General features: G+C 41.5%; 13 protein-coding genes. 4 read left to right on the forward strand and 9 right to left on the reverse strand.

From position 1 onward, the window contains the following. Window positions 1-60: 60 nt before the first annotated feature. Both AC2IOM_RS04875 and AC2IOM_RS04880 read right to left on the reverse strand, forming a co-directional pair. Complete coding sequence (locus AC2IOM_RS04875) at window positions 61-1047, reverse strand: response regulator (RefSeq protein WP_486359279.1); 987 nt, start codon at window positions 1045-1047, stop codon at window positions 61-63. A gap of 9 nt (window positions 1048-1056) precedes the next feature. After that, on the reverse strand, window positions 1057-4374 hold the full coding sequence (locus AC2IOM_RS04880) for an MHYT domain-containing protein (RefSeq protein WP_486359280.1): 3318 nt from the start codon (window positions 4372-4374) through the stop codon (window positions 1057-1059). Window positions 4375-4545: 171 nt separating this feature from the next. On the opposite strand from AC2IOM_RS04880, the gene AC2IOM_RS04885 reads away from it, so the two are divergent. After that, window positions 4546-5619 carry an ABC transporter substrate-binding protein gene (locus AC2IOM_RS04885; RefSeq protein WP_486359281.1) on the forward strand — a complete coding sequence of 358 codons (1074 nt, stop codon included), beginning with the start codon at window positions 4546-4548 and terminating at the stop codon, window positions 5617-5619. Window positions 5620-5673: 54 nt separating this feature from the next. On the opposite strand, the gene sodX is transcribed toward AC2IOM_RS04885, so the two are convergent. From sodX to AC2IOM_RS04905, 4 genes are all read right to left on the reverse strand, one after another. Next, window positions 5674-5964 (reverse strand): nickel-type superoxide dismutase maturation protease, encoded by a 291-nt coding sequence (sodX, locus tag AC2IOM_RS04890; RefSeq protein ID WP_010561425.1) that lies wholly within the window; start codon window positions 5962-5964, stop codon window positions 5674-5676. A gap of 317 nt (window positions 5965-6281) precedes the next feature. Beyond that, entirely contained in the window at window positions 6282-6725 is a 444-nt protein-coding gene (locus tag AC2IOM_RS04895; RefSeq protein ID WP_486359282.1) for a hypothetical protein, read from the reverse strand. A 130-nt stretch (window positions 6726-6855) separates the two neighbouring features. Continuing rightward, on the reverse strand, window positions 6856-8238 hold the full coding sequence (ccoG, locus tag AC2IOM_RS04900; RefSeq protein ID WP_486359283.1) for a cytochrome c oxidase accessory protein CcoG: 1383 nt from the start codon (window positions 8236-8238) through the stop codon (window positions 6856-6858). Window positions 8239-8441: 203 nt separating this feature from the next. Continuing rightward, window positions 8442-9863, reverse strand: coding sequence for a sigma-54 interaction domain-containing protein (locus tag AC2IOM_RS04905; protein ID WP_486359284.1), 1422 nt, complete (start codon window positions 9861-9863; stop codon window positions 8442-8444). Between the two features lie 174 nt (window positions 9864-10037). Between AC2IOM_RS04905 and AC2IOM_RS04910 the strand changes: the two genes are divergently transcribed. The 3 genes from AC2IOM_RS04910 (at window position 10038) to AC2IOM_RS04920 (ending at window position 12601) form a co-directional block, all read left to right on the forward strand. Continuing rightward, window positions 10038-10994 (forward strand): ABC transporter ATP-binding protein, encoded by a 957-nt coding sequence (locus AC2IOM_RS04910; RefSeq protein ID WP_100914382.1) that lies wholly within the window; start codon window positions 10038-10040, stop codon window positions 10992-10994. Further along, window positions 10987-12171 carry an ABC transporter permease gene (locus AC2IOM_RS04915; protein WP_486359285.1) on the forward strand — a complete coding sequence of 395 codons (1185 nt, stop codon included), beginning with the start codon at window positions 10987-10989 and terminating at the stop codon, window positions 12169-12171. The genes AC2IOM_RS04910 and AC2IOM_RS04915 overlap by 8 nt, the downstream gene beginning before the upstream one ends. Before the next feature lie 220 nt (window positions 12172-12391). Continuing rightward, entirely contained in the window at window positions 12392-12601 is a 210-nt protein-coding gene (locus AC2IOM_RS04920; RefSeq protein ID WP_010561433.1) for a hypothetical protein, read from the forward strand. 83 nt (window positions 12602-12684) lie between these two features. On the opposite strand, the gene AC2IOM_RS04925 is transcribed toward AC2IOM_RS04920, so the two are convergent. The 3 genes from AC2IOM_RS04925 to AC2IOM_RS04935 form a co-directional block, all read right to left on the reverse strand. Next, entirely contained in the window at window positions 12685-13158 is a 474-nt protein-coding gene (locus AC2IOM_RS04925) for a Dps family protein (RefSeq protein WP_105173114.1), read from the reverse strand. 82 nt (window positions 13159-13240) lie between these two features. Then, on the reverse strand, window positions 13241-13870 hold the full coding sequence (locus AC2IOM_RS04930; RefSeq protein ID WP_138631644.1) for a DUF7379 domain-containing protein: 630 nt from the start codon (window positions 13868-13870) through the stop codon (window positions 13241-13243). A gap of 11 nt (window positions 13871-13881) precedes the next feature. Then, window positions 13882-14418, reverse strand: coding sequence for a YaeQ family protein (locus tag AC2IOM_RS04935; RefSeq protein WP_054980909.1), 537 nt, complete (start codon window positions 14416-14418; stop codon window positions 13882-13884). Between the last annotated feature and the right edge of the window lie 27 nt (window positions 14419-14445).

A 14445-nucleotide genomic window follows, 5' to 3' on the forward strand; every position in this document is an offset into this window, starting at 1 on the left:
ATTTCAGATTAAATAACGAAAAGGCTGAACTTAAGTTCAGCCTTTTTTTATGTTGCAGCGTTATTCGTCTTGATATTTGTCTTTAATAGCGAGGATTTTATCGAGCTCTTGGTTAAATAAATCAACCAACTTAGGCTCAAAGTGCTTGCCTTTTTGCTCGTGTAAAAAATCCATAGTTTTTTCAATGCTCCACGCTTCTTTGTAGGGACGTTTACTGGTTAATGCGTCAAATACATCGGCCAGTGCAACAATGCGCCCTTCAATTGGAATATCTTCCCCTTTCAGGCCTTTAGGGTAGCCGCTACCGTCCCATTTCTCATGGTGGGTCAGTGCCACTGTTTTTGCTAACGCTATGAGCTCTGAATCGTCATCACCGAGTATTTCAACACCTATTTCAGGGTGTTTTTTCATAATTGCGAATTCTTCTTCGGTGAGTTTACCGGGTTTTAGCATGATGTGATCTGGAATGCCGATTTTGCCTAAATCGTGCATTGGGGCTGTGTGTAGTAGCAAGTCGGCACGCTGCTCTGAAAAGCCATAGGCTAAGGCAATAATTTTAGCGAAGTGGCTCATGCGCATAACATGCATGCCAGTTTCGTTGTCTTTAAATTCGGATGCGCGACCTAAGCGTTGAATGATTTGCAGTCGCGTTTCTCTTAGCTCTTCAACATTGACTAGCGATAAGTGGGTTGCAACTCTGGCTCTAACAATGGCAGGTGATACCGGCTTGGTGATGTAGTCAACAGCGCCAATTTCAAAGCCTTTAGTTTCGTCGGCTTCTTCTGATAATGCAGTGACAAAAATAACCGGAATGTTCTGTGTTAGCGTATTGGCTTTCAGTTGCTGACAGACGTCAAACCCAGTCATATCAGGCATCATAATATCCAATAAAATAAGCTGTGGTTGTTGGCTACACGCTAAACGCAGCGCTTCTTCACCACTTTTAGCAAAGGCGATACGGTAATCTTGGTTAAGTATTTGATTTAGTACTCGTAAATTAGCTGGCTCATCATCAACAACTAAAATCAGGGGAGTGTTATCTTGCATTGAGATACCTTATGTCAGCTTATTTAATAAATGCTCAATGGCTTCACAGCCGAGCGCGAAGTCAAAGTCGTTAATTGCATTACTAATGGCCATAATTTCATTATGGTAGTGTTCGTCTTGTAAGGCGAGTAACTGTGATAGTGCCTGTTCATCAATTTCGTTATGCTCTGCATGATGTTTCAAGCTGTGTAATACGTTTAATAACTGTGGTTGGATGTGTTTGTTATTTTGCTCTTCAGGTGTTTCATTCTGCTCTGCTAAGACTTTTTGCTTTACTTGATTGAAAGTGGTGTCAATTTGCTGCAATGTTGCCTCACCTTGTTCCGGGTGACTGCAAATAATTGATTCGAGCAGTTCAACTTTACGCATAAGTTGGGTAAGTGACAGGTTGCCACATACGCCTTTTAAACCATGCGCGATTTGCAATAATTCGGACCACTGTTGTTGTTTATAATGAGTCGATAGCAGTTCAACAGCACTTTGTTGCTCGGAAATAAAACGCGACAGTTCGTGATAGTAAGCCGTTTTACTGCCCCATAGCGCAATGCCTTTTTTCTCATCAATTAATTTATCATGGTTTTTGTTACTACTAACATGCGTGATTGAATTATTAAATCCTAGCACTCGGCTGATTTCATTAAATAGCGCGTTTTTATCAACGGGTTTATTGGCAAAACCATCCATACCTGCACTTTCTGCGGCTTTTTTATCGGCCTCTAACACACTGGCAGTAAAGGCAATGATAGGAAGTCGGGCTAAATTTTGTTGTTGCTCGATCGCTCGCCTTTTGGTTGCAGCGGTTAAACCATCCATTACTGGCATTTGAATATCCATAATTACAAGGTCAATGGCATCATCCGATGCCATTCGGATTAACGCTTGCTGGCCATCGCGAGCAGTTATTACTGTATGCCCTTCTCGCGACAGTAGCACGGATAGTAACTCGATATTTTGCTGAATATCATCGACGATTAAAATGGTTAACGGTGGCAGTTTTACCGCATCAGATGGTGCTGCAAGAGGTTTGGCGTCAGCTGTGGCACTTGCCGCCAGTGGCAAGGTGAAATAAAACAATGAACCTTTATCAAGTGTGCTGGTGGCGCTAATTTCTCCGCCCATTAACTCTACTAACTGTTTGCTGATTGTTGTGCCAAGTCCGGTACCACCAAAGCGGCGACTCATCGACGAGTCAGCTTGAGTAAACGCATCAAACACATGTTGTAACTGTGATTCGGTCATGCCAATACCCGTATCTTCGATAGCAAAGGACACTTGGTTATCTTTGGTTGGCTTTACAGTTAGTGTGACACTGCCTTGGTGGGTAAATTTAATGGCATTGTTAACTAAGTTCGTAAGCACTTGGCGAATGCGTTCTGGCGAACCTAAATAGCTGGCATTTAATTTAGGATCGAGATTTAAGTTAAGTGCAATGCCTTTGTTGCGCGCCTGCAACCATAGCGTGGAAACAACTTCATCGATTTCTTGCACAAGTGAAAAATCTCTAATTTCGAGTTCCAGTTTTCCTTTGTCGAGTTTGGCACTATCTAAAATATCATTGAGTAGGTGCAACAAAGATTTAGCTGCGTTATTAATCGTTGTTAGATGACGCTGCTGCTCTTGTTGCAAATCGCTTTCTAGTAAAATGTCGCTAAAGCCAATAATGGCATTCATGGGGGTGCGAATTTCATGACTCATATTGGCCATAAAGCTAGCTCTGGCAGCGGCTGCTTGTTCAGCACTTTCTTTCGCATTCACCAGCGCTTGTTCCATTTGTTTGCGCTCAGTAATATCCATAATAAAGCCATCTAACCAAGCTTCTTGCGTACTTTCATCGGTGGCATGTGTGCCTTGTTCCATCACCCAACGAACTTCACCATCACGATTTATTATGCGGTACTCTAAGCTGAATGCTCCTTGCTCTGGAATGCTGGCAAAAATGCGCTCTTTGTCGTCAGGATGAAACAAATCAGAAAAGCTGCGTTTGGGGTTTGGCATTAGAAAGTCGGCTGCATGATAGCCTGTGATGCTTTGTACAGCATTGCTGATATACATCATTGGCCACTCAGGTGTATTTTTACAGCGGTAGGCGATGCCCGGAATATTGGTGATCAGCGAGCGGAATTTTTCCTCGTTTTCTCTCAGCGCTTTTTCCATGCGTAGGCGCGGGCGGATATCACTGATAAAGGCCACGAAAAAGTCGTTTTCGCTTAGCATTACATGGCCAATAGCCAGACGAACGGCTACAGCGGTACCATTTTGATGTGTTGCTTCAACTTCATGTGCTTTACCAATCAGGTTATTGGTGCCTGTTGTTAGGTAGCGTTTTAAGTCAATATTGCTGGCCGTGTGATCAAGTTTTGGCAGCAATACATTAACGTGTTGCCCTATTAATTCAGACGAAGGCCAGCCCAGTAGTTGCTCGGTCGCTTGGTTTATTCCGATGATTTTACCTTGGCTATCTATGCTAATAATGCCGTCAATTGCGGTATCCATCATGGCGCGAATACGGCGCTCACTCTCAGCGGCTTGGCGCGAAATATCTTTGTAGCGATAAAGCATATTTAAGCCCAACACTAAGCAAATGATGATGGCTGTGGTAATTGAAATGCCCAGTGCGAGATAGATTGATACTTCTGAAGTTTGTTCACTGAGCTCAAGGCCAGGAGGCCTAACAAAACGCGCCGCTGCCATGCCGGTATAGTGCATACCAGTAATAGCGCAGCCCATAATAATGCTCGACCACACTTTGGCGTAAGGCAAGGACTTACCTTTTGCGCTAAAAACCGCAAGACCAAAATTAATCCACAACGACAACATAGCCAGTGACACGGCAACCACAATCGATAAACCAAATACCCAAGGTTCGTAGCGCAATAAAGGTGCCATTTCCATCGCTGCCATACCGGTATAGTGCATGGTACCGATGCCTGCACCGACTAACACACCGCCAATTAGCAGCGGAATAAAGCCTCTATGGTGGCTGTTTATAAAATTGAGCGCGACCCAAGAAGCAAAAATGCCCGGTAACATTGAGATAAAAGTAATTGCCCCATTGTATTCGACGCGTGTGCATAGATCGAACGCGAGCATGCCGATAAAGTGCATGCTCCAAATACCACCGCCTAACGCAATACTGCCAATTGCCAGCATGGAGTGGCGTCGTGCTGTTGAATGTGTTTTGCTCACCTGTGACGCGACTTGCAGTCCCATAAACGAGGCGAAAATGGCAATTAAAATTGAAAGAGCAACTAGCCAAGGGTTGTAGCTACCATAAATCAGTAAGCTGTCTGTAGGCACTGAAAAGTGTGAAAATATCCAATCAAGCATCTCTATTTACCAGGGTTGTAGTATAGAACGGCTGCTATATTTAGTAAGTTTAACACTTTACGGTAAAAACCATTACCGATTTGGTTAGCTGCTCTGATTAGTTGAGAACATGCAGCTATATTTTTGTTTAAGTTATATACTTATAGCCATCTAGATGCAGTAAGGTGTTGTGTGAAAGTGAATAGTGTCGTGCGTGTTTGGTTGTTTTTTATGCTGCTGATGTGGTCAGTATTTGCTAGTGCCAATTCCCATATGAAGGTTGTTTTTATTAACCCGGGTTATGCCACAGATAATGATTCTGGCGACTTTTGGCCAAACGTGAATCACTTTATGGTTGCCGCTGCAAACGACCTCAATATCGATCTCGTATCATTGCATGCTGAACGAAATCATATTCTGATGAAAAAACTGGTTAGCGACGCGATAGCGCTAAAGCCCGATTACTTAATTCTCGTAAACGAAAAGCAAATGTTACCGCAAATGCTAGAGCAACTTGTTGGCACCGAGATTAAAGTGTTTTTGCTGCTCAATAAATTTAGCCGTTCACAGCAGGCATCGCTGCCAAAGGCGATCACGGGTAAAGTAATAGGGTGTTTATCGCCGAACAATAAAGAGGTTGGTGAACAGCTTGCACAGGCATTAATTAAACGCGCTAGTAAGTTTAAAAAACAGGAGCTGACTATGTATGCACTGCTTGGTGATTACAATACACCAGCGGCAGAGGAGCGTCGCTTTGGTTTGCAGCGCGCCTTAAAAAAACACCCTCATGTAAGTTTAATAGACTCAACGGTTGCCAATTGGTCGGAGTCGAAAGCTTACAAAAAAACCTATGGCGTATTGTCAAAGCATCCCGCTGACATTATTTGGTCGGCAAATGATGCAATGGCGTTTGGTGCAATTGCAGCGGTAAATAAGCTAAAGCAATCAGACAAGGTCATTATTGGAGGCATTAATTGGGATGTTCACGATAAAGGGTATGTGACCGATGTGTCTTTTGGTGGGCATGTAACGTTAGGCGCAAAAGCATTATTGATGCTGCATGATAATCACCTTTACCCAGAAAGCGCGGGCGCTATGAGTCAGCAACTCGCAATTTTTGAGTCCTCGGACTCACCAGCTCGAGCGCCGTTTGGCAAACTATTACGTGAACAAGAGTTTGAACAAATCGATTTTTCGCGTTTTTCTGTATCGTCGCAGCAACCGCTAGAATTTAACTTGCAAAACTTGGTTAATACTCGGCATTAGAGTCTTGCTGTGAAAGAGAATTTTGACGCGTTCGATGCGTAATCTCGTAGCGACTTAGCGCAGGTTGCAAATCATTACGCCGATGATTTGCTCGGCGCTAATCGGTCCTATTTGGCAGCAGGCTAAACTGTTTGGGTCGTCACCAGCTAACCAATAAAGACCATTTTTATCTTGATAGGCAATGCGTTGAATTATGGCGCCAAAAATAGGGTGTGCGACTTTAACTATTTGCCCTTTTTTTAAATGTTTCATACTGCCAAAGCTATGTAATAGCACATAATTATTGGGCATTATTGCGGGCGACATGCTGTTGCCAGTTACTTTATTTATGCTTAATCCGAACATTTTTTGTGTTCTCTGTTTTAAGCGATGCGTCGCAATTTGCCGTAACAACTTCAAATTTAAATAGTTTATCGAGCTGAGTTAGAGCCCTGCTCAAGCTTGCTGCTTTTATCATATTCCCTCCTTAGCAAGGTTACGCATTTTTATCTTGTAACTGACAAAAACAAACAGTAATACCGTTGGTGTTATCCATGCTAAGTGAATGAACAGGTCAAACAATGGGCTATGATCATGCCCTGTATGTGCCATAAGGCTGTGCGGAAGCAATAAACATACTGCTATGATTTTGATGTATAAATTAGACATACCAACTTCCCTAACTAGTGCACTAACGCAGATTTTAATTTTGCGTTTTTAATATCTGCGGGGGCGGCACACACATGGTCAAGCACATCCATACAGCGAGTGTAATTTGCATGCTTTCCTTTAAATGCCGAAATGCTTTTAAATGTGACCGAAGACATCTGTAAGGCATGGCTTTGTGCGTGATCTGAGATCGCTTTATTGTTGGCTTGCTGTAATACGCGATAATGGGCGTGCAATAAACATTGCAGTGCACGTTCTAGCTGGCCTTGTTGTTCGTAGGTGGCAGCGAGGTTCTGATAGCCGCATACCCAAGCTTGCATCGCTTCTAAGTTGCTAATTTTTTGTTGCCATAGCAAATCAACCAGCTCAATAGCGCGATTATAGTAGCGCTCCGCCTCTAGCCAATTATGTGAATCAAAACACTCATTGCCTTTAATCATTGTGGATTGCCAGCTCATATTAAAATACCTAACCTACCAACTTAATGATAATGATTATTGATCGCGTTTGAGCTATTGTAAAGAAAAAAGGCTCAATTAGATTGAGCCTTGCGTGCTAGGGAACTTAGCTATAAGTTGATTTTACAGCTTAGGGTTTATAAAACTTAGACTGTTTAATGATTTGGATATCTGGTTGCTCAATAGCTTGAACTTTAAAGCGAACATCCGTCACTTTTTGTTTTAAATCATAGCCATCAGCCGTAATTGTGACTGGGAACTGGCTCATTTCACCAGCTGGAATAACAATGTTGTGTGGTGCGCTTAGTACAAAACGTGAGTCTTCGAGCAGTGTTAGCGTGTAATTCAGGGTATTTTGCGTTTTATTGGTAATTCTTAGCGTGTAGGTGTTCTCAGTTAACCCTTCGTAATTCACGCGATAAAGCGCATTTCGGTCACGTAGAATACTGGTTTCAATAGGTACGCGTAAATTCATCCAAATCAGCATAGTGACGATTACTAAGCCGGTAAAAAATCCATAACCTACTAGCTTTAAACGGAATTTATCTGTTTTTTGGCCGGCTAGTTGGTGTTCACTGGTGTAACTAATTAAACCTTTTTGGTAATTAAACTTTTCCATGGTTTCGTCACAAGCATCAATACATGCGCCACAGTTAATGCACTCGTATTGCATGCCGTTACGAATATCAATACCGGCAGGACACACTTCAACGCATAGGTTACAGTCAACACAATCACCTAAACCAAGTTGTTTCGGGTCATCTTTACGTTTGCGGCGACCGCGTGATTCACCACGTTTTTCATCGTAGGCAACCACATACGTATCTTTGTCGAACATTACTGCTTGAAAGCGAGAATATGGGCACATGTAAATACACATTTTCTCTCTTAAGAAACCTGCGTTACCGTAAGTACACACGGCAAATAGACCTACCCAAAACCAAATCAAGCCAGACCAATCTAAGGTTACTAAATTGCTATATAACTCCTTAACAGGCACAAAGTAGCTAAGAAAGGTGGTAGCAGTTAAAAATGAAATACTCAGCCAAGCTAAATGCTTGAGGCCTTTTTTGCGAAACTTTTCAAATGACATCGGTGATTTATCAAGCTTAATGCGTTTATTACGGTTGCCTTCTACTTTTTCTTCAACCCAAATAAACATCATCATCCATACCGTTTGCGGGCAGGTGTAACCACACCAAACTCGACCGAGCCAGGTGGTAACAAAAAATAGCGCAAATGCACCTGCCATAAATATCCATGCTAGCAAGGTGAAATCTTGCGGGAATAAGGTGGTATTAAAAAAGCGAAACTGCTGCGCGCCGATATCGAGCAATATGGCTTGCTGACCTTGGTAAGGAATAAAAGGGATTAAGATAAATGCCAACATCAATGCCCAGCCAATATAGCGGCGTAACTTTTGGTATTTACCTTTTTGTGATCTGACGTAAATTGGCCCCTCAGTTTTGTAGGGCTTAATGATCAGATCTTCTTCTTTGATATCAAACTTCATAATATTTCTCGACAGTAGATAGAGCATTGCGCTTATCTAGTGCTTAACAAATACTATGCCAAAAAGAAGTTGCCGTAACCTCGTGAAATATAAGGTTAATTGTTGTTTTTGGTTTTTGTCCAAGCCGCGTTATTTCGCGTGTCCGCGATATATCGTGGATTTTAGCTGTTCTTTTTATGATAAAAACAGCTAAAAACGTGATTTTATATTCGTGTAATACCGAGCTTTTTCATTTTTGAGCGCAAGGTGCTTTCTGGTAAATCGAGCAGTTTGGCCGCGCCATTGCTCCCGCCTATTTTACCTGAGCATTGTTCAAGCACTTGCTCTATGTAAGAGCGTTCCATTTCTGCTAGCGTAAGTTGTGCAAAGTTACTGGCATCTAAGTTGGCTTGAAAATCTTGCTTGATTTGAATTAGCGAACTCTGACTTAAGATGACTTCGCGCTCGAGTACGTTTTGCAGTTCACGAATATTGCCGGGCCAATGATAGGTTGCAAGGCGCTTTAAACTGGCCTTGCTGATGCCTTTGATTGGTTTGCTCAATTTGCGAGCAAGCTCTGAAATAATGTTATGACAAAGCAAAGGCAAATCATCTAAGCGCTCTCTAAGAGCGGGCATAGTAAGGGGAAAAACGTTCAGGCGATAATATAAATCCATGCGAAACTCGCCTTGCTGAACCATTTTTAATAGGTCTTTGTTCGTTGCTGCGATAACGCGAATATCAACCTTAATTGTTTGGTTACCGCCAACGCGTTCAAATTCTTGTTCTTGCAGTACACGCAGTAATTTGCTCTGTGCTTCTAGGCTTAGCTCGCCAACTTCGTCTAAAAATAAGGTGCCTTTGTCTGCCAGTTCAAAGCGCCCTTTACGTCTTTCGGTAGCGCCAGTAAATGCACCTTTTTCATGACCGAACAGCTCGCTTTCTAACAAACTAGGTGTAAAAGCCGCGCAATTTACTTTAACCAAAGTATTGTGGCAGCGTTTGCTTAAGCGATGAATATTACGGGCTATCAGCTCTTTACCTGTGCCGTTTTCACCTAAGATCAGCACAGTGCTGTCGGTTTTACTGACTAAACTTACTTGTTCAAGCAGTTGCTTAAATCGCGGGCTTTGGCCTACTAAGCCAGAATCGCTCCAGTTTTCGTCGATTTCACTTTGAAGATAAGTATTTTCTGCTTGTAATTGTTCAGATAAGGCTTGCACTTGGGTTAGTGCTTCACGCAGTGCGCGATCGCTTTCTTGCTGCTTAGTTACATCGCGGAAGATTGCAACAGCACCAACTATTTCGCCATTTTTATAAACGGGAGTTGAGGTGTATTCCACAGGAAAGCTTGAACCATCTTTGCGCCAAAATACTTCGTGGCTAATACTGCGCTCTTGTCCGTCTTGCATGGTGGCATAAATATTACATTCATGCGCTGGGTATGGGCTGCCATCGGCGTGGCTATGATGATGATATTGATGAATTTTTTCGCCGAGTAATTCGCCGGCTTGCCAACCTGTCATGCGTTCTGCTGCAGGGTTTATAAATACTGCTTTTCCTTCTAAATCAAAACCATAAACGCCTTCACCAACTGCATTTAACAATAGCTCTGAGTCTGCTAGCAAGTTTTTAAGATTATCCATATATCACAACCCACGAAATATCGAGGGCCAATAATGCCAAGCTTAACATCAAATTACCAGCAACTAATCATCTGTATTTTAATGATAAGTGGCAATATAAAATGACGAGCGATCTGTTTATCCCTTTGTTTACCCGTAAAATATTACAAACAATAAGAAAAAGCGGGAAAAACAATGACACAGGCAATGATCCGTGTGGAAGAGGTAAGTAAGCAGTACGCCTCAACTAAAGCGGTTAATCAGTTAAGCTTTGCGGTAAATAAAGGCGAAATTTTTGCCTTATTGGGGCCAAATGGCGCAGGTAAATCATCGCTCGTACGTATGTTAGTAGGTTTTACAAAACCTGATAGCGGAAAAGTATCAATTCAATTAGATGGTAGCTACTTTAGTGAAATTCCGGCGAATAAACTGGGCTACTTACCAGAAGACCGCGGACTCTATGGCGAAAAAACCTTACTGCAAAACCTTCATTACTTTGCTGCGCTGCATGGTGTAAGTAAACAACAAGCAAAACAAAATATTGATTACTGGCTAAAGCGATTTGATTTACTAGGCCGCGAAAATGAACCGCTTAAATCACTTTCAAAAGGTAACCAGCAAAAAGTACAGCTGATCACCGCAATTTTACACAGTCCCGAAATTGTTATTTTGGATGAGCCATTCTCTGGACTCGATCCGATTAACCAAGAAAAAGTTGTATTGTTTTTAGCAGAATTAAAGCAACAGGGAATGACGGTTATTTTAAGTGCCCACCAAATGGCCATGGTAGAAAAAATGGCCGACAGAATGATGTTGATGAACAAAGGCGAAGCTGTTTTATATGGTTCACTTAGTGCGATTAGAGAGCAAATTGGTGGTGCATTAGAGCTAGAGGTGAGCTTTAGCGGTGAATTAAATGCCGAAGCGCTGCAAACGCATTTTGGCGACATTAACTACCGCCTAAATAAAGCGAATACCTTGGTTGTTACGTTAAACGATAAAGCACAGCTAAATGATGCGTTAGCAATTCTGCCGAAGTTAGGTCAAGTAGAGCATTTATCAAGCCGCACCATGGATTTACATCAAATGTATTTAAAAGCAATTGAATCGCACCAAAAGCATGCGTTAACTGAGGAGAGTAGTGATGAATAACCAAGTAACACAAGTTGCTAAATGGGAGTTTATGCACTTTTTCAAATGGAAACAGGAGCTTATTAGCAAGTTAATTATGCTGGTAATCGCTGTGGTTGTGTTTTTTTGGCAAAGTGCGTCAAGTTTTACTAGCAGTGATTATCGCATTGCAGTTTTGGCTAATAGTGCTTTTGACATGACCTTGGACGGTTATGTGTTTACGCAAACACAAGACGATAAAGAAAAGCTTACCTCTGCCCTTGAAGCGCAAGAATTTGATGCTGTGTTACTCATTGATGAAGCCGTAAGCCCTGTAAACATTGAGTTTATTAGCAAAGGTAAAATGGCGTGGCAACAGACTCTGCAAAACGCGCTAAAACAGCACTATGTTGAAAAAGTCAGTGATAAACTTTCGCTTTCGGCGCAGCAATTAGCATTGATTAATAACCCAATTTCAGTTTCAGCTGTGTATTTAGACCAAAATATCAAAAGTGAAGAAAGCCATTCAAGTGCTACAGCAATAGGTGTTTTAGTGTTGTTATCGGTTGGTATTTTTATGTCGTTTGCTCAGGTATTTGTCTCGATTACAGGCGAAAAGCAGCAGCGTGTAACAGAACAACTCTACGCCACAATGAGCGCACAAACTTGGGTCGACGGAAAAATTCTAGGTCAAGTGTTACTGGCATTAAAAGCCATGTTAAGTACCGTTATTTCAGTATTGCTAGGCGTTGCATTTTTACAGGTGATTATTCAAGGACAAGCACTCGACTTGTCGTTTATTGATTGGTATTTGCTGCCTTGGGTATTGGCGTTTGCATTGCTCGGCCTTTATTTCTCAACGGCATTTATGGCGGCAATTGCAGCTGCAATTGATGATCCAAACCACAGTGGCAAGTCGTCATTTATGATGATCCCGCTTGTACCAATGATTTTAGCGTTTGTATTAATGGATAGCCCCAGCGGTTGGGTTATGACGTTTTTAAGTTACTTCCCACTTACGGCGTTTGCTGTAATGCCTGTTAAAATGGCGTTAGTTGATGTGGCGATTTGGCAACCTATTTTGTCACTGGTACTGACGCTGGCATTGTGCATCTATATGCGTGGTGTAGCAGGACGCTTATTTAAAATGGGCATGGTGATGTATGGTAAAGAGCCAAGCTTTAAACAAATGTTAGGGTGGGCGATTTCAGAACGCTAATATTAAAAAGAGGCTTCGGCCTCTTTTTTTAAGCATATTTACTGCCAATTATTTCTTGTTCGGTCGAATTTTTGAGCTAAATCAAGTTTCGAATCGGCTGGTAATTGGTTAGGAAATAAACTTGATTTAAGTCAATTCTCAATCTCAAAACGGGCGCATACTTAATTCCAGAAACCGATTTATCACCGATAAGTTGGATAGTTTAAGAAGGAATTTCGTTATGAGAAATGTGCAAAAATCAGAAATTATCGTTACGGTTATCGCAGTATTAGCATTAGTTGTTACTGTTGTGGGTCACTTAGCTGGTGCAAGCATTGCTAACTCAAGTTCGTTTGGCATTATTGCAGCGCCTGTACCTTTGCTACTATTTATTATTGCATTTGCAGCGTATAAGTATGCTGCATCTCATGACGAAGATTCAGGTCATTAAACTTGTCCCAATTAGTTTTACTTTACTTGCGACAAAGGCAGCGTTAGCTGCCTTTTTTCGTACTAATTTGAAAACAATTTAACTTAGTTTAAGTAAGCGTTTAACATCCAAACTAGTTTCTCTTGCTCTTTAATGTAATCACTCATTAATGAGGCTGTACCTTCATCCTCAGCGTCACCAGCTAATGTTAGTAATGAACGCTGTGTTGCAATTAACTCACTAAAGCCTGTTAGTAGGTTACTAATCGCTTCACGCCCCGCGCTAATGTTCTTTGCTTCAGTGATCTTGCTGTTGGCAAGGTAGTCTGAAAAACCGTGTAGCGGTTCACCACCTAACGTTAAAATTCGCTCAGCGATTTCATCGACTTTCAACAGTAAATCGTTGTAGATTTCTTCAAATTTAGCATGTAACTCGAAGAAGTTTTCGCCTTTAATATTCCAGTGAAAACCACGGGCATTCATGTACTGAATTTGGTAACTGCTAAGTAAGGTATTTAGTTCAGCAACTAAGTTGTTTGTAATTGTTTTGTCTAATCCAATAATTGAAACGTTTCTCATAACCCACCTCATATTCAATGTATTTAATATGTTTAACTTGTTTCGATGGGTTTATTATCAGATAAGTTTTTAATTGAATAAATCACTTAAAGTCGATTGCTGTATTCTGTTTTTGTGATGATAAAATGGACTCAATGTAATCCATTACTTTACGGGAATAAATGAGGCTGGTATGGCTTAAATGAAAGACTTTGTGCTCTGCCATGCCTTTGAGTTTGGTTTCATCAAGCAATACAGTGCCGTCAGATTCACTGTTTTTCTTAATAAGCGGCATTAAACCAAGTGGCAGATCACCTGCAATGCTGTAAAGCTTGGCGCTAAATGGCCAATCGTGGTTTTCAGATAAAAGAAACTCAACACTATTTTTTAAAAACAAGTCAAACCCTTTATCTTTCATGTGTTTGGCAAGTGTGGCGCCTTTGTGGGGAGTGCCTAATGTGATGACTTTTTTTACACTTGCTGCGTGTTGGCTATTGGCTTCAAGGTAGGCGCGTGCAATTAACCCCCCCATAGAGTGGCAAACAAACGCGGTATTTTCACCATCAATAAAGCTATCGATTTGCTGAAAAATAGTTGCAGTATTTGGCGATAAGCTTTGATAACTTAAATTCAGAGTATCAAAGCCAAGTTTTGTTATGCGTTTACTGAGCGGCAGCATAACAAATCCCGACATATACAGGCCGTGTAAAATAACTACTTTTTTTATCGCCATACTACTTTCACTTATAAAATGGTGATCGGCTCGATAAGAATTGAATCGGTATCGTTGCTGACCCAAACTTGACCATCTTGCACAGTAACAGACAACTGCATATGTCTTGCTGCTAATGGAATAAGTTGTTGAGACTGCTCAAATGGGAGGCTAAACACGCGTAAGTTGGTGTGCTGGAAAAACTTACCTTGGTGCTTTTCAAGCCACACTTTTTGGTCGCCGTCGCCATAGGTATATAAAATGGCTTGTTTTGACTGGTTGCAGGCTTTTTTCAGGCGTTTTTCGTCAGGTAAACCAAGATCGATCCAAGTTTCGATTTCGTCGCTTAATGACTTTTGCCAAATTTCAGGCTCATCGTCAGCGCACAATCCTTTAGTAAAGCTCAACGTATCTGTAGCATTTAATGCAAATGCTAGAATGCGGATCATTAAACGGTGGTCGTTTTCAGATGGATGTTGAGCAATTGTTAGACTGTAATCACCGTAGTGGTGTCTATCCATGTCGCTTAGATTAAGCGATAGCTTATGTACTTGTGACTTTAACGCCATAATTTCTATTAATGTAAGAAAGGTTAC

The organism is Pseudoalteromonas sp. NS-SX12 (genome assembly GCF_057367955.1).